The organism is Pseudomonas sp. MF08875 (assembly GCF_059862525.1).
Window position 1 is genome coordinate 105,428 of sequence record NZ_JCBCUW010000008.1, and the last position, 15,027, is coordinate 120,454.

Annotated in this window: 14 protein-coding genes; 8 read left to right on the plus strand and 6 right to left on the minus strand. The window is 66.1% G+C overall.

Annotated features, from left to right (window positions below; genetic code table 11):
- Positions 1-14: 14 nt before the first annotated feature.
- The gene (locus tag AC19YT_RS06745; RefSeq protein WP_095108242.1) at positions 15-1,346 is read right to left on the minus strand and encodes an aminotransferase-like domain-containing protein; all 1,332 of its coding nucleotides are present in this window, start codon (positions 1,344-1,346) and stop codon (positions 15-17) included.
- Positions 1,347-1,429: 83 nt separating this feature from the next.
- Between AC19YT_RS06745 and AC19YT_RS06750 the strand changes: the two genes are divergently transcribed.
- The 3 genes from AC19YT_RS06750 (at position 1,430) to AC19YT_RS06760 (ending at position 5,333) form a co-directional block, all read left to right on the plus strand.
- The gene (locus tag AC19YT_RS06750; RefSeq protein WP_500609977.1) at positions 1,430-2,320 is read left to right on the plus strand and encodes a DMT family transporter; all 891 of its coding nucleotides are present in this window, start codon (positions 1,430-1,432) and stop codon (positions 2,318-2,320) included.
- 114 nt (positions 2,321-2,434) lie between these two features.
- Positions 2,435-4,639: an LTA synthase family protein gene (locus tag AC19YT_RS06755; protein WP_176465079.1), complete on the plus strand. Its 2,205-nt coding sequence runs from the start codon at positions 2,435-2,437 to the stop codon at positions 4,637-4,639.
- Positions 4,640-4,691: 52 nt separating this feature from the next.
- The gene (locus AC19YT_RS06760; protein ID WP_500609978.1) at positions 4,692-5,333 is read left to right on the plus strand and encodes a LysE family translocator; all 642 of its coding nucleotides are present in this window, start codon (positions 4,692-4,694) and stop codon (positions 5,331-5,333) included.
- A gap of 120 nt (positions 5,334-5,453) precedes the next feature.
- Here the strand turns inward: AC19YT_RS06760 and AC19YT_RS06765 are convergent, their stop codons facing one another.
- Positions 5,454-6,059: a cell wall hydrolase gene (locus AC19YT_RS06765; protein WP_095108240.1), complete on the minus strand. Its 606-nt coding sequence runs from the start codon at positions 6,057-6,059 to the stop codon at positions 5,454-5,456.
- 159 nt (positions 6,060-6,218) lie between these two features.
- Between AC19YT_RS06765 and AC19YT_RS06770 the strand changes: the two genes are divergently transcribed.
- Both AC19YT_RS06770 and AC19YT_RS06775 read left to right on the plus strand, forming a co-directional pair.
- Positions 6,219-7,067 carry a CAP domain-containing protein gene (locus AC19YT_RS06770; RefSeq protein WP_500609979.1) on the plus strand — a complete coding sequence of 283 codons (849 nt, stop codon included), beginning with the start codon at positions 6,219-6,221 and terminating at the stop codon, positions 7,065-7,067.
- Positions 7,068-7,332: 265 nt separating this feature from the next.
- Entirely contained in the window at positions 7,333-7,956 is a 624-nt protein-coding gene (locus AC19YT_RS06775) for a glutathione S-transferase family protein (protein ID WP_095108238.1), read from the plus strand.
- A gap of 4 nt (positions 7,957-7,960) precedes the next feature.
- Here AC19YT_RS06775 and AC19YT_RS06780 read toward each other — a convergent pair whose 3' ends face one another.
- Together AC19YT_RS06780 and gcvA are read right to left on the minus strand one after the other, a co-directional pair.
- Positions 7,961-8,641, minus strand: coding sequence for a GNAT family N-acetyltransferase (locus AC19YT_RS06780; protein WP_500609980.1), 681 nt, complete (start codon positions 8,639-8,641; stop codon positions 7,961-7,963).
- A gap of 39 nt (positions 8,642-8,680) precedes the next feature.
- Positions 8,681-9,568: a transcriptional regulator GcvA gene (gene gcvA / locus AC19YT_RS06785; RefSeq protein WP_500597809.1), complete on the minus strand. Its 888-nt coding sequence runs from the start codon at positions 9,566-9,568 to the stop codon at positions 8,681-8,683.
- Between the two features lie 138 nt (positions 9,569-9,706).
- Here gcvA and AC19YT_RS06790 point away from each other — a divergent pair, with 138 nt between their 5' ends.
- The gene (locus AC19YT_RS06790; protein WP_500609981.1) at positions 9,707-10,330 is read left to right on the plus strand and encodes a glutathione S-transferase family protein; all 624 of its coding nucleotides are present in this window, start codon (positions 9,707-9,709) and stop codon (positions 10,328-10,330) included.
- A 2-nt stretch (positions 10,331-10,332) separates the two neighbouring features.
- Complete coding sequence (locus AC19YT_RS06795) at positions 10,333-11,361, plus strand: LLM class oxidoreductase (protein WP_500609982.1); 1,029 nt, start codon at positions 10,333-10,335, stop codon at positions 11,359-11,361.
- A gap of 41 nt (positions 11,362-11,402) precedes the next feature.
- On the opposite strand, the gene AC19YT_RS06800 is transcribed toward AC19YT_RS06795, so the two are convergent.
- Positions 11,403-11,861: an NUDIX hydrolase gene (locus AC19YT_RS06800; RefSeq protein WP_095108233.1), complete on the minus strand. Its 459-nt coding sequence runs from the start codon at positions 11,859-11,861 to the stop codon at positions 11,403-11,405.
- 62 nt (positions 11,862-11,923) lie between these two features.
- A complete protein-coding gene (locus AC19YT_RS06805) occupies positions 11,924-13,486 on the minus strand; it encodes a TerC family protein (RefSeq protein WP_095108232.1) in 1,563 nt (520 codons plus the stop codon).
- Between the two features lie 687 nt (positions 13,487-14,173).
- On the opposite strand from AC19YT_RS06805, the gene AC19YT_RS06810 reads away from it, so the two are divergent.
- A complete protein-coding gene (locus AC19YT_RS06810) occupies positions 14,174-15,025 on the plus strand; it encodes an STAS domain-containing protein (RefSeq protein ID WP_095108231.1) in 852 nt (283 codons plus the stop codon).
- Positions 15,026-15,027 lie beyond the last annotated feature (2 nt).

The window sequence follows — 15,027 nt, forward strand, 5'->3', positions numbered from 1 at the left end:
CAGGGTGCGCAGGCCTAGGTGTGCGCCTGCACCACCCACTTCACCGTTTCCAGGGCCGGGCCAAGGGTTTCCAAAGGGGCCGAGCCCAAGGCCAGGCGCAAGGCATGGGGCACGTGGGCCGAGGTGGCGAAGGGCTCGGCGGTGGAGACGGCGATCTGCCGCGCCAACAGGTCCTTGGCGATCCGGTCGGCGCGGGCGTCTTCGCCCAGGGGTAGCCAGAGGAAGTACGACGCCGGGTGGCCCACCCAGGGCAACCCGGCCAGGGCTTTGGCCGCGACGTGCTGGCGGGCCTGGGCGTCGTCGCGTTTTTGCGCTTCCAGGTGCAGCACGGTGCCGTCGTCGATCCAGGCGCAGGCCAGGGCGGTGAGCACCCCCGGGGTGTTCCAGGTGGTGGCGCGCACTGCTCGTTCCAGGGCGGGCACCTGGTGCAGCGGCGCAGCGACGAACCCCACCCGCAGGCCCGTGGCCACACTTTTCGACAGGCCGGACACATACACCGTGCGTTCGGGCGCCAGGTGGGCCAGGGGCGGCGGCGGATTGTCGACGAGGAAGGCGTAGGCGGCATCTTCAAGGATCAGCAGGTCGTGACGGCGGGCGATGTCGACCAACCCATCCCGCGCCTCGCGGCTCATCACCCAACCCAACGGGTTGTGCAGGGTCGGCATGCTGTACAGCGCGCGCACCCGGCGGTTGCGGCACAGGTGGTCGAGGGCGGCCAGGTCGGGGCCATGCTCCAGCACCGGAATCGCCAGCACCTCCAGGTGCAGCGCTTCGGCCAGCACCTTGAACCCCGAGTAGGTCAAGGCATCGGCGACGATCACGTCCCCCGGTTTGAGCAGCGCCATCAGCGCCACCGTCAAGCCGTGCTGGGCACCGCTGACGATCAGCACCTGCTCGGCGCCCACCGTCAGCCCGCGCGCTTGCAGGTGGCGCGCCACCGACGCCCGTTCGTGGGGGCGGCCCGCGTGGGGTTGGTAGCGCAACAGGGCTTCGAGGTCGCCGCTGGCCGCCAACTGCCGCAAGCCGTTGCGCAGCAACTCAGCCTGGCCCGGCAGCGCGGGGTAGTTAAAGTTCAGGTCCACCACCCCTGGGGTTACCGTTTTTTGGTCGATGCCCAGGCCCGGCGGCAGCGAGGTTTCGCGCACGAAGGTACCGCGCCCGGTCTCGCCGCTCACCAGGCCCATGGCTTGCAACTCGGCATACACCCGCGAGGCGGTGACCAGTGCCAAGCCCTCGCGGCTGGCCAGTTGGCGGTGGGTGGGCAGGCGCGTGCCGGGGAGCAGGCGACCGCTGCGGATGTCGCCGGCCAGGGCATCCACCAGGGCTTTATAGCGGGAGCGAGACATAGGTAGATGTATCCAGGACAATTTTTTGATTGTATTGAGGGGCCGCCCTAGCATGCCACGATCACTCCCCAAGGTAAGCCCCCATGGCACACACCACACTCCTGAACCCCGCACAAAAAAGCGCCAGTGGCTGGCTCAACGGTTTTATCGGCGTGGTGATTTTCAGCGCCTCGCTGCCGGCCACCCGGGTGGCCGTACTGGAATTCAACCCGGTGTTCCTCACGGTCGCCCGGGCCACCCTCGCCGGCCTTGTGGCCCTGTGCCTGTTGTTGCTGTTGCGGGAAAAACGCCCCTCCCGCACCCAGGTGCTGCCCCTGCTGATCGTCGCCCTGGGCGTGGTGCTGGGCTTTCCGCTGCTGACCGCCCTGGCCCTGCAATACGTGACCTCGGCCCATTCCATTGTGTTCATCGGCCTGCTGCCCCTGGCGACGGCGGTGTTCGGCGTGTTGCGCGGCGGTGAGCGGCCGCGCCCGGTGTTCTGGTTGTTCTCCGTGCTGGGCAGCCTGTTGGTGGTCGGCTATGCCGTGGCCCAGGGCTTGAGTGCCTCGCCCGCCGGCGACTTGCTGATGCTGCTGGCCGTGCTGCTGTGCGGCCTGGGTTACGCCGAAGGAGCCAAGCTGTCGCGCAGCCTCGGCGGCTGGCAGGTGATTTGCTGGGCGCTGCTGTTAGCGCTGCCGGCCATGGCGCCGTTGACCCTGTGGCTGGCGCCGCCGACATTCGCCGGTATCAGCCCGGCGGCGTGGGCGTGCCTGGGCTATGTGTCGCTGTTCAGCATGCTGATCGGTTTCGTGTTCTGGTATCGCGGCCTGGCCCAGGGTGGTATCGCGGCGATCGGCCAGTTGCAGTTGCTGCAACCCTTCTTCGGCCTGGCCCTGGCGGCGAGCTTGCTGCACGAGCCCGTCAGCCTGGGCATGGTGGGGGTCACCGTGGCGGTGATTGGTTGTGTGGCGGGGGCGAAAAAGTTTTCGCACTAGGTCCGCTCCAGTGCGCTTGGCCAGCGTGTAGACGGATTAATCGGGCCCTCGCGTCCGTGCCTTGGTACCATCCAGCACACTTTTGTGTCGTTTTCATGTCTGGAAGGTTTTTTTGTGAACATCATCCGTCACGGGTTGCAACAACCACGCGCACGCCTGATCGCCCTGGTCATCCTCGTTCTGCTTCTGCCGGTGGGCCTACGCGCCGCACTGGGCTGGTCCAACCCGCTGGGTTACTTGTCGGACCTGGGCATCGGCAGCCTGCTGGTGCTGGTGCTGCACCGCAGGCCCTGGTGGCTGGCGCTGCCGGTGCTGTTGTTCTGGGGCCTGCTCAACGTGGCGACGGCCGAGTTGGTCAGCGCCGTGGGGCGCATGCCGGATGTCACGGACCTGCATTACCTGTTCGACCCGCAGTTCGTCGAAAACTCCACCGGCGGCGGCTTCGCCCAGCCCTGGCTGGCGGTTTCCCTGGCGCTGGGCCTGGGCCTGTGGCTGGCCACCCAGTGGGCCGGGCGCCATCGCCCCGCGCCCGCCCTGCCGCGCAAGGCCTGGGCCGCCCCGGCGCTGCTGCTGATCGGCCATTGGGCAAGCCAGCACCTGGCGCCCTCGGACGCCGACCAGTGGGAACAATTCAACCTGCCGCACCAGTTGCTCGCCGCGGGCGTCGGCGACGTGCAGATGCGCGCCGAAGACTGGCTGCTGGACGATGGCGTCGATATCGCCCCCGACATGGCCGGCCTGACCCAACTGGACCTCAATGGCCATCACCTGCTCAGTGACCCCGGGCAGGCGCGCAACGTGCTCATCATCACCTTGGAAGGCATTCCCGGGGCGTATGTCGGGGTCAATCGCCAGGCGCTCAACAGCAGCTACCAGGAAAACCTCATGCCCAACCTCAGCCGCTGGGCCGAGCGCGGCATGAACACCCCCGACTATGTGCTGCACAGCCACCAAACCATCCGTGGCCTGTACGCCATGCTCTGCGGCGACTACGACAAGCTCGACAACGGCACCCCCAAAGGCGTGGAAATGCTCAACCTGAACGAGCGCAACCAAGCCTGCCTGCCGGCCCAACTGCGCCAGAACGGGTTCTCCACGCACTTTCTGCAAGGCGCGGGCCTGCGCTTCATGGCCAAAGACAAAATCATGCCCCACATCGGCTTCGACGCCACCCTGGGCCTGGAATGGTTCACCAACGCTTCGTACCTGGACTTCCCCTGGGGCAAGGACGACAAGGCGTTTTTCGAGGGCGCGCTGGATTACGTCGGCCAACTGAAAAAACAGAAAAAACCCTGGATGCTCACCCTCCTCACCGTCGGCACCCACCAGCCTTACTCGGCGCCCGAGGAATACCTGCAACGCTACGACACCCCCAAGCAGGCCGCCGTGGCCTACCTGGATGACGCCCTCGGCCAGTTCCTCGCGGGCCTGGAACGCCAGGGCGTGTTGAAAGACACCCTGGTGATGATTACCTCCGACGAATCCCACGGCATCGACGGCGTGCGCCTGGCCTCATCCTGGGGCTTCAACCTGACCCTGGCGCCCGAGCAGGCGCAACTGCCACGGGTCAAGCCCGGGGTGTACGGCCATGTCGACCTGACGACCTCGGTGCTGGACTACTTCGCCCTGCCGGTGCCCGCCGCCCTCAGCGGGCGCTCGCTGTTTCGCGACTACGACAGCGGCCGCGAAATCATGTCGTTCACCAACGGCAAGCTGCGCTACCACAATGGCCTGGGCACCTTCACCGAATGCGATTTCCAGCAACGCTGCCGCGACTACAGCAGCGCAGGGTTCATCGCCGAACGGGTGAGCTACCTTGGCCAGTACGGCGGCAAACGCGCCCGCGAAGTCGCCGCCCGCGCCGAAGGCCTGGACCGCACGCTGCTGGGCTCGCCGCTGAACCAGCGCTACCAGTTCGGCGGCCCCGAAGTGCTGCCCTTGCATGCCCAACCCAACAACGACTGGACCGACAACCTGATCGGCGCCCAGTACCTGGAAATGCCCAAGGGCTCCCAAACCCACGTGCGCCTGACCATCCGCTCGGTGGACTTGCAAGACAACGCCTCGATCCAGCTCAAGGCCAAGGAGTTTGAAAAAGACGTACAGATCGGCCTGCCCGAGGCCATGGTGCTCACCGCCGGGCAGCCTTTGGAAATGGACTTTCGGTTCAATAACCCGCAGTCGCGCAAGGCCTTTTCCTTCCACTTGGTAGGCTACGGTGTCGGCACCGTCGAAGTCAGCGATTTCACCGTCGTCACCCAAGCCCCGGACCCAACGCCAGACACCAGCGCCACCGAAGAGCTCGCCCACTCCAACTGACCCCCACACGGTGGCCCCAATGGCCGCCGTGACCCTGCCTCGAGATGCGAACATGGATGCCCATTCGATACTCACCTACACCCTGGTCGCCGGCATCGCCATCGCCAGCCCCGGCCCCGCCACCGTGATGGCCCTGCAAAACAGCCTGACCTACGGCGCCAAATCCACCCTGTGGTCGTCTCTGGGCAACGCCAGCGGGCTGTTCTGCATGTCCGCCGCCGCCATGCTGGGCTTGGGTGCGCTGATCGCCAGTTCCGAATGGGTGTTCAACGCCTTGAAAGTCCTCGGTGCGGCCTACCTGTTCTACCTCGGCGCCAAAGCCCTGCTCACGAAGAAAGCCGTGCTCGGCGGCGACAGCGACCCACAGCAACGCGGTGCGATGCCGTCGCGGCTGAAACTGTTCAAGTCCGCTTTCCTCACCGCCGCCACCAACCCCAAGGCGGCGATGTTCTTTACTGCCCTGTTTCCCCAATTCATCAACCAGCAAGCGCCGCTGGTGCCGCAATTTTTGATCCTGACCCTGATCTTCATGGCGCTGTCCCTCAGTTCCCTGAGCGTCTACGCCCTGCTCGCCTCCCAGGCCCGCGGCCTGCTCAGCCGCCCGCAGTTCTCCCGCTGGGTCAACCGCGTGGTCGGCACCACCTTCATCGGCTTCGGCACCGCCCTGCTGGCGATGCGCAGGCAAACGGCCTGACCCGGGGCCAAACCCGCCCCCTGTGGGAGCGAGCCTGCTCGCGACAGCGCTACTGCTGAAGAGACAAGTGCCGGCGCTCTGCCCGCCTCGTCGCGAGCAGGCTCGCGCCCAACGATGGCGCTACTTCGCCTCCCCACCCTTAGGCTTGTAGAACACGAACCGCCCCGTGGCGTTCGTCCTGACGTAAACCCCAGCCCAGTCGGGCCTTACGCTGCGGTCGTGAAAGTACAGGGCGCCAAGGGTGCGGTCCTGGAGTTGGCGGTTGAGGGCCTTGCGGGCGATTTCCTTGGCGAGGCTGTATTGGGCCTCTTCCTGCACGGCGTCGGCGCGGCCGTCACACCACCAGGAAAACTGGCAAGCGCCGCTTTCCGAGCCCTGCTTGACCACCGCGCAAACGGTGTCGGGGAAGCCTTCATGGCCGAGGCGGTTCATCACCACGCTGGCCACCGCTTCCATCTCGGCGCTGGCGCGGCCCTTGGCTTCCCAATAGATGCTGCGGGCCAGGCAGGTGATGGCGTCGTCCAGAGGCGCGGCGCCGGCCGGGTCTACGGCTTGCACTTCGGTAGGGGTAATGGCCTGGCCCTTGGGCGCAGGGGTGGCGAGGTCCTGCTGCGCGGCACTGTGCTCCAGCGCCTGGGCCTTGTCTTCGGCCTGTTGGGCGCCGGCCAGCGCTTGCCCGGCGCCCAGCCACAGCGCCAGGCAGAGGATGTTCAGTAGGGTTCCCATGGGGGCAGTCCTTGTGCGGCAGGGTCGGTTCGACTTGCTCAGTGTAGTCGGCCAAAGCCCCGCAAAGATGGGGGCAAACCCCTGCGCGGGATGAAAAGCGGTTGTACTCGGCGCGGTGTTATCGCGCATCATGGCGCGGTCCGTCACCAGGAGATCTCCATGGGCTTTACCACTGTCCTGCGCCTTGGCGCGCTCACGCTTGCCCTGGCCTGCACCACCCACGCCATGGCCAGCGAAGAGTCGCAATTGGTCGACTCGCTCAACAGCTACCGCAGCCAGATCCAACGCTGCGCCGGCCAGGCCCTGGGGGAGTTGCCACCCCTGGCCAGCGACCCGCGCCTGATCCTGCCCGCCACCGGCATGGGCGACCTGCAACAGGCCCTGGTCAAGGCCAGTTACCCGATGGTCAATGTGCAGGCCATTCGCCTGTCCGGCCCGAGGGATGGGGCCGCCGCCATGCAGGCCGTGCGCGAGAGCTTCTGCCAAGTGGTGCTGGACCCGCAATTTGTCGATGTCGGCATCAGCCGCGAGGGCCGGGAATGGCGCATCGTCCTGGCGCGCCCGTTGCTCAGCGCACGCCTGGGGGATTGGCAGGCTGAAGGGCAAAAACTCCTGGAGCTGCTCAACGGCGCCCGCGCCCAGGCCCGCCAGTGCGGCGCCCAACGCTTGGAGGCCAGTGCGCCGTTGGCCTGGAATGCAGCCCTGGCCAGCGCCGCCGAAGGCCATAGCCGTGCCATGGCCAACCAGAATTTCTTCGAGCACCGCGACCGCGACGGTCGCACCCCGGGCGATCGCGCCGAACTGGCCGGCTACCAGGGCCAGCAGATCGGCGAAAACATCGCCGCCGGCCACGACAGCGTGCGCGCCGTGATCGACGGCTGGCTGGCCAGCCCCGGGCATTGCGCCAACCTGATGAACCCAGCGTTCCAGGAACTGGGCGCGGCCTACGCCGCAGACCCGAAAAGCGATGCCGGGATCTACTGGACCGCGCTGTTCGGCAAACCATGACCCCCAGCCCACCTGTCAGGGCGCCCTATGTTCGCAGGCCAGCTCGCCAGCCTCACCGGCCATTCGCTTGTACGAAGCCCTCGGGCTGATTCCCGAACCTGCGCGCCAGGGGCGCTACCGAGTCTTTCCCCTGGCCCAGGCGTACGCGGCGATTGAGCAACAGCGCCGGCAGATACGTGGAGTCAAGCAGGCACTAGCGATTTGCCACTTTCCCGAGGGCAGGCGATCAGCGATAGTCATGCACCGCCACTGACAAGGACACGCCATGCTGCAAGTTCTGGGTAAAGCTTCGTCGATCAACGTGCGCAAAGTGATGTGGACCTGCGCCGAACTGGGCCTGCCCTTCGCCCGCGAAAACTGGGGCTCGGGCTTTCAGTCCACCCACGACCCGGCGTTCCTGGCGCTCAACCCCAACGCCATGGTGCCGGTGATAAAGGACGAGGATTTCGTGCTATGGGAGTCCAACTCGATCATCCGCTACCTGGCGGGCCGTGAAGGCAACACCGCGCTCTACCCCACCGAGCCCCGCGCCCGGGCCCGGGTGGACCAGTGGCTGGACTGGCAGGCCACCGACCTGAACAAATCCTGGACTTACCCTTTCCTGTCCCTGGTCCGCCACTCGCCGGCGCACCAGGACCCGCAGGCCCTGACCGAAGCCTGCGGGCAATGGGCCGCGAACATGGCGATTCTCGAAGGCCAGCTCCAGGCCAGCGGCGGGCATGTCAGCGGCGAGGCGTTCTCGTTGGCGGATATCGCCATCGGGCTGTCGGTCAACCGTTGGTTCCAGACCCCGTTGCAGCACCCGCACCTGCCGGCGGTCAGCGCCTACTACGAGCGCCTGAGCCAGCGCCCCGGCTACTTGCTGCACGGGCGCAACGGCACGCCATAGAGGCTCAGCCCAGGCGTTGGCGGACGAACGCCTGGGCCTTGCGGGTCATTTGGTCGAGGTGGCGGTCGCGTTGTTTTTCGGCGTCGAGCATTGCCCGCTTGCCGTGCTTTTGCAGCAGGTAGGTGTGGATCTGCCGCACTTCCAGGGAGCGGTACACCGGCGCCACGTCCAGCACCGCCATCAGCCCATCGGTGGGCCGTTGGCGGGTACTCATCAGCACGTGCGGGCCACGGGTGCCCAGCACGGTGAAGCCCAGGGCCTCGAAGTACGCCACCTTATCCACCGCGCAGGTCAATTCGCCGTGGGGATAGCGGGCGAGCATCTGCCCCAGCAGCGCGCGCGCCACCCCCTGGCGCCGATGGCTGGCGCGTACCGCCATGAAGGCCACGCCGCAGGCCAGGGGGTCGTCCTGCACCGGCAGGTACAGGACAAAACCCAGCAGCGCCTCGGGGTCGTCTTCGTCCATGGCCACCAGCAACTCTGCCGCCACGCCTTGGCCACCGCCCAGCGCTTGCAGGTACAGGTGCACCTCGTAGCCGACGGCGTATTGGTAGACGTTGTAGAGCAGGTTGCTTGGCCCGATGCCGATAGCGCTGATGTCGGTGAGGTTGTCCACCACCAGTTGCAGGATCTGGCTGTCGATCGCCTCGGGCGGCGGGCTTTGGAAATGACGGATCAGGGGCATCGGCGAACGGGTTCCAGGGCGGGAGCGAAGCGCGCCACCTTAACCCAGGGCGGCGGCTTCTTCCATGATCCAGGCCAGAAACGCCTTGACCGCCGGGCGCTCGATGGCCTCCGGGCGAGCCACCGCGTAGTAGGCGAAACGCGCCGGCCAGGGTTTGTCCAGCACTTGCACCAGGCGCCCGGCGGCGATCTCCTGCTCGGCGTATTGCTGGGGTACCAGGGCCAGGCCCTGGCCGGCCTCGGCGGCGCGGATCAGCAAAAAATCATCCTCCAGCGCCGAACCGCGCGCGGCCCGTGGGTCCGCCGCCACGCCATGGGCGGTTAGCCACAGCGGCCAGTCGGCACGGTCGGCATCGTGCAGCAGCGGGTGGTCGAGGCAGTCGGCGGGCGCGCCGAGCCGGTCCCCCGCCAGCAGGCCCGGGCGCGCCACCGGCACCAGCACCGGCGCCATCAACCGCGCAACGTACAACCCCGGGTACTGCCCCAAGCCGTGGCGCAGGGCCACGTCCACCCGGTCGCGGCGAAAATCCACCAGGGCCGACGTGGCCTCCACCCGCACTTCGATTTGCGGGTGGCGCTGGTTGAAGCGCCCTAGGCGCGGCACCAGCCAGGACGCAGCGAAGGTGGCCACGGTGCTCACCGTCAACGTCTGGCGTGCCTGGATCTGCTCCAGGGCCTCGCTGGCCCGGGCGATCTGTGCGAAGGCCTCGTGCAACGCCGGGTACACCGCCGCCCCCGTTTGCGTCAGGCGCAGGCCCTGGCGCTCACGGGTGAACAGCGCCAGGCCGACCCGCTCCTCCAGCAGGCGGATCTGCTGGCTCACCGCCCCAGAGGTGACATTGAGCACCGCCGCCGCAGCCTTGATGCTGCCGTGCTGGCCCACTTCGACGAAGGCGCGTAAGGCCTGTAGCGGCAAGGGACGGCTCATAGGCTTTAGTTTTCCTTAACTCAGGGGTGAAAAATCATCGTTTCCGCTAGGCGGTACAGATGGCCATTATCGAAAAGCGGCCCACCTTAGCCGCTTTAGAAAAACTACACCAGCCAAGCACTGACAGGATGACGCCCCATGCTCCACCTCTACACCGACAGTTCACCCAACGGCTTCAAAACCACCATCGCCCTGGCGGAACTGGGCCTGGACTACCGCTTGCACCACGTGCAGATCGACCGCGGCGAACACCGCCACCCCGATTTCTTGCGCCTCAACCCCCACGGCCGCATCCCGGTGCTGGTGGACGACAGCACCGGCATCACGCTGTTCGAGTCCGCCGCCATCCTTCTTTACCTCGCCGACCAAACCGGGCGCCTGCTACCCAACGAGCCCACGGCGCGCTGGCAGGCGATCCAGTGGCTGGTGTTCCACGCGGCCAGCGTGGGGCCGCTGCTGGGGCAACGGGTGCATGCCCAAGTGTTTGCCAACCCGCCAGACCCGGTTCAGGTCCAGCGTTTTACTCGTTTGAGCGAAGAAGCCTTCGCCACCCTCGACACGCGCCTGGCCCAACAGCCGTACCTGGCCGGCACCGAGTACTCCATCGCCGACATCGCCCACTTCGGCTGGAGCCACATCGCCCAGTTGGTCGGTTTTGACTTCAGCGCCTTCGCCCACCTCAGCGCGTGGCACCAGCGTGTGGCCGCCCGCCCCGCCGTGCAAACCGGCCTGAGCCTACCCGCACCGGTCACAGGAGCCTGACCATGCCCCTTCCTACCCGCCTGTGCGGTGCCTCTTGCCAAGCCTTTGCCCAGCATCCTGGCTACCGGCGCATGTTCGCCCCCGGGCACCTGACCCTGGGGGTTTTCCTGCCGCTGCGCTTTTACCAGGGCGACAGCGAGGTGCTGCGCGGCCAGGCGCGGCTGGTGCGCGAAATCGACCGCCAGGGCTTTGCCGGCGTCTGGGTGCGTGACGTGCCGCTGTACGACCCGACGTTCGGCGACGCCGGCCAAGTGTTCGACCCCTTCACCTACCTGGCCTTCCTCGCCGCCCACACCGAACGCATCGCCCTGGCCACCGGCAGTGCGATTTTCAGCCTGCGCCACCCCATCGACCTGGCCAAGGCCGCGGCCAGCGTCGATCAACTCTCGGGCGGGCGGCTGGTGATGGGCATCGCGTCGGGAGACCGGCCCGGGGAGTTTCCCGCCTATGGTCTAGAGCACAGCCAGCGCGGCGAACGCTTTGCCCAGGCGGTGAGCGACTTTCGGCAATTGCTGCAAACCGGGCGGCGCGCACTGCACAGCCCGTTGGGCAGTATCAGCGACGCCGAACTGCTGCCGAAACCGGTGAGCGGCACCATCCCGCTATTGGTGACGGGCACCAGCCGACAGACGCCGCAGTGGATTGCCGAACACGCCGACGGCTGGCTGACCTTCCCCGAGGCCACCCACAACAGCGACGGGCCACGGCGCCTGGGGCAGAAAATCGCGCAATGGCGCAGCGCGATCAGCGATGGCGGCTTCCGCCCCCACGTCACCAATGAATGGCTCGACCTGGTGGCCGACCCCGACCATCCGCGCACCCCGCTGCAAGGCGGCTATGTGCTGCGCACCGGGCGCAAGGGCTTGATCGAATTGTTGAGCCAATGGCAGCGCGAAGGGGTCAACCATGCCGCCCTGGGCATCCAGTTCTGCACCCGCCCCGCCGCCGAGGTGGTGCAGGAACTGGCCGAAGAGGTGCTGCCGCTATTTCCCTCACAGGCCGGGCCGGTGCCGCGCAGGAGTGATTGGTAGGTCACCCGGCACGGCTGACGAGCCGGCTTTGGGGGGGCGCGTCACGCCGGTTCGAACGCCCCCAGCGCCTGGAGCAGGTCCGCCAGCCCGGCGGGCCACACCAGGTCGGTGGTCTGGCGCAGTGCGGCGGCTGACCACCAGCGGTGGTCAGCCATCACCTGCACCTCTTCAGCCGTCCACTGGGCCCGAGATACCTGGGTGTCATGCACATGAACCAGATAAAAACGCTCGATGGCCAGCACGGTTTCGCCGTCGGGCAGCATCAGTTCAAAGGTGCGCTGGGCGACAGAGGCGTTGACGCTGTCGATGACCATGCCGGTTTCTTCGCGCAATTCCCGAATGGCCGCGGCCTCGAAGCTTTCCCCCGGCTCGACGCCGCCACCGGGGGTCGCCCAGTAGTCCTTGCCGGCCAGCGCGCCGTCCTTGTGTACGAAACGAAACAACAGCACTTCGCGGGCGGGGCTGATGACCAGCAAACGGGCGGCGGGGCGTTCGCGCATGGGGGCTCCTCTTGGGGCGATACGGGGAAGCGCGCCAGGGTATCACCCCCGGCGCGCACCGGTTACTGCGCCGTCTCCGCGTCCTGGCGCATCAGCACCCGGGTCACCCGCCGTTCCTTGACTTCCACCACCGTCAGGCTCCAGCCCTGCCAGTGCAGACGGTCGCCGATCAGCGGCAAGCGATCGAGCAGGCTCATCACCAGGCCGGCGAGGGTCTGGTAGTCCGCGCTGGCCTGGGCCTGGAAGCCGATCTGCTCACGCACCAGGCTCAGGTTAAGGGCGCCGTTGACCACAAAACCCTCGGCAGTGGCCTCGATGTTCGGTCCTTCGATCTCGCAGGAATCCGGCAGCTCGCCGGCGATGGACTCGAGGATGTCGGTCATCGTCAGCAGGCCGATGAAGTCGCCGAACTCGTTGACCACGAACGCGATGTGGGTCGAGGCTTTGCGCATTTGCTCCAGGGCATTGAGGATAGTGAAGCTGTCGAGCAAGTTGATGGTCTGGCGTGCCATGGTCGCCAGGTCCGGCTGGTTGCCGGCCAACAGCTCCTTGAGCAGCTCCTTCTTGTGCACGAAGCCCAGGGGCTCGTCCACCCGGCCGTCACGAATCAACGGCAGGCGCGAGTAGGACGAGTGCATCAGTTTCGCCGCAATGGCCTGGGGGCTGTCGGCGAGGTCGATAGGGTCGATCTGCGCCCGGGGTGTCATCACCGTGCGAATGGGCCGCTCGGCCAGTTGCAGCACGCCGCTAATCATGATGCGTTCGCGGCGGTCGAACACCTGCGCGCTGGCCTCGCCTTCAAGCATGTCGGCGATTTCCTCGCCCACTTCGTCGGCGCCCAGGGTGCGCCCACCCAGCAGGCGCATCACCGCATGGGCGGTGCGCTCACGCAAGGGGCGCACGCCTTGCAGGCTTTTCTTGCGCCGCGCGCGGGCGATCTGGTTGAACACCTCGATCAGGATCGAGAACCCGATGGCCGCGTACAAATAGCCCTTGGGAATGTGGAAGCCCAGGCCTTCGGCCGTCAGGCTGAAGCCGATCATCATCAAAAAGCCCAGGCACAGCATGATGACGGTGGGGTGGCTGTTGACGAAGCGGGTCAGCGGCTTGCTGGCCACGATCATCAGGCCGATGGAGACGATCACTGCGATCATCATGATCGCCAAGTGCTCGACCATGCCCACGGCGGTAATCACCGCGTCCAGGGAGAACACCGCGTCCAGCACCACGATCTGCGCGACGATGGGCCAGAACCGCGCGTAAGTACCGTTGGCGGTGCGCTCGGCGACATGGCCTTCGAGGCGTTCGTGCAGTTCCATGGTGGCCTTGAACAACAGGAACACACCGCCGAACAACATAATCAGGTCGCGGCCCGAGAAGCTCTTGTCAAACACCTCGAACAGCGGCGCGGTGAGGGTCACCATCCAGGAAATACTGGCCAGCAGGCCCAGGCGCATCAGCAACGCCAGGGACAGGCCGATCACCCGCGCGCGGTCACGCTGCGCCGGCGGCAGTTTGTCGGCCAGGATGGCGATAAACACCAAGTTATCGATGCCCAGCACCAGCTCCAGCACAATCAAGGTGGCCAGGCCCAGCCAGGCCGTGGGGTCGGCAATCCATTCCATGATTACTCAACCCCCCGCAACGCCCGGGCACGGGCATAGGCATCGCGCAGGCAAAGGACAGTCGGCAACAGGGGCTTGGCGGGTACGGCAGAATCGATGGCCAGGGTGGTCATCGCGGACAAGCGGCGGGGTGTCAGATGAAACAGGGGACTGGGAGGCTCCAGTAACGTACTCATAAAAACCTGAAGAAAATTGGGGGAGAAACCCTACAACACTTCGGACAAATTCATACGCGCAATTTATTACAAGCCATAACAGGTCCCCCTCTGTCTGTCGCAAGCGGGCTCGCCCGCGCTGGGTGGCAAAACCGCCCTTAAGGTTCGTCCACATACCGCGATTGACGGCCGCTGCACGACCGGGCGCGGGCACGCCGGCTGGCTATAAACAGGGGCGCAGGTTTTTTTTGGCGCCGGTGCAGTTTTTGCTGAACTCCGCCAGCGCCCGTCCGTCGAAGCCATCAACCCACGCGGGCGTGGGCGCGCTCGCTGTCATCGTCGCTGGCCCGGCACAGGGTGTTCTATGCTCAGCGCGGCGCCATTACTTTGCCAATACGCGGCAAACGTGACGTCGGTCACAAAACGCTATTGGACCCGCAGCGGGGCAAAACCAAACCCATTGCCGCAGGTCAGTCATTCGTTCATCTCTATTTGTTGTCATTTACCCACGAATCGTTCAGGAGCCACTCCCATGGCAACACTGCAAGCACGTACCCTCCAGGCCCTTCAACAGAATCAGCAAGCACTGCTCACCCAATGGGTCGCCAGCCTCCAAGCCTCCGGCGGGTCGCGCAACCTCAAGGAAGAAGATTTGCAGCACCAGGCCAGCAGTTTTCTCGGCCTGATCGTCGCCGCGCTCGACGGCGGTAACGGGCAAAGCGTTGCCACTGAGAATTGGGCGCAAACCCGCCAGTTCCTGGAAAAGCTCTCCCACAGCCGCGCCCTCGCGGGCCAGGACTCGCGGCAAACCGCCAACTTCATCTTTGCCCTCAAGGGCCCGCTGTTCGCCCTGCTGCAACGCGAATACAACGAGGAACCTGCCCTGCTGGCCGAGCAACTGTGGGAAGTCTCCGAGTTGCTCGACACCCTGGGCATGCACACCATCGCCACCTTCCAGAAGTCCCGCGAGGCGGTGATCCAGCGCCAGCAGGAAGAACTGCTGGAGCTGTCCACCCCCGTGGTCAAGCTGTGGGACGGCGTGCTGGCCCTGCCGATGATCGGCACGCTCGACTCGCAGCGCACCCAAGTGGTGATGGAATCCTTGCTGCAACGCATCGTTGATACCGGCTCGGAAATCGCCATCATCGACATCACCGGCGTGCCCACCGTGGACACCCTGGTGGCCCAGCATCTGCTCAAGACCGTCACCGCCATCCGCCTGATGGGTGCCGACTGCATCATCAGCGGCGTGCGCCCGCAAATCGCCCAGACCATCGTGCACCTGGGCCTGGACCTGCAAGGCGTAGTGACCAAAGCCAACCTGGCCGATGCCCTGGCGCTGGCCCTTAAACGCCTGGGCGTCAGCGTGAGCAAGGCGGTGTAAGC

Coding starts and splice junctions, on each gene's coding strand:
- AC19YT_RS06745 (WP_095108242.1), bottom strand. CDS start 1,346: ATGTCTCGCTCCCGCTATAAAGCCCTGGTGGATGCCCTGGCCGGCGAC.
- AC19YT_RS06750 (WP_500609977.1), top strand. CDS start 1,430: ATGGCACACACCACACTCCTGAACCCCGCACAAAAAAGCGCCAGTGGC.
- AC19YT_RS06760 (WP_500609978.1), top strand. CDS start 4,692: ATGGATGCCCATTCGATACTCACCTACACCCTGGTCGCCGGCATCGCC.
- AC19YT_RS06765 (WP_095108240.1), bottom strand. CDS start 6,059: ATGGGAACCCTACTGAACATCCTCTGCCTGGCGCTGTGGCTGGGCGCC.
- AC19YT_RS06770 (WP_500609979.1), top strand. CDS start 6,219: ATGGGCTTTACCACTGTCCTGCGCCTTGGCGCGCTCACGCTTGCCCTG.
- AC19YT_RS06775 (WP_095108238.1), top strand. CDS start 7,333: ATGCTGCAAGTTCTGGGTAAAGCTTCGTCGATCAACGTGCGCAAAGTG.
- AC19YT_RS06780 (WP_500609980.1), bottom strand. CDS start 8,641: ATGCCCCTGATCCGTCATTTCCAAAGCCCGCCGCCCGAGGCGATCGAC.
- gcvA (WP_500597809.1), bottom strand. CDS start 9,568: ATGAGCCGTCCCTTGCCGCTACAGGCCTTACGCGCCTTCGTCGAAGTG.
- AC19YT_RS06790 (WP_500609981.1), top strand. CDS start 9,707: ATGCTCCACCTCTACACCGACAGTTCACCCAACGGCTTCAAAACCACC.
- AC19YT_RS06795 (WP_500609982.1), top strand. CDS start 10,333: ATGCCCCTTCCTACCCGCCTGTGCGGTGCCTCTTGCCAAGCCTTTGCC.
- AC19YT_RS06800 (WP_095108233.1), bottom strand. CDS start 11,861: ATGCGCGAACGCCCCGCCGCCCGTTTGCTGGTCATCAGCCCCGCCCGC.
- AC19YT_RS06805 (WP_095108232.1), bottom strand. CDS start 13,486: ATGGAATGGATTGCCGACCCCACGGCCTGGCTGGGCCTGGCCACCTTG.
- AC19YT_RS06810 (WP_095108231.1), top strand. CDS start 14,174: ATGGCAACACTGCAAGCACGTACCCTCCAGGCCCTTCAACAGAATCAG.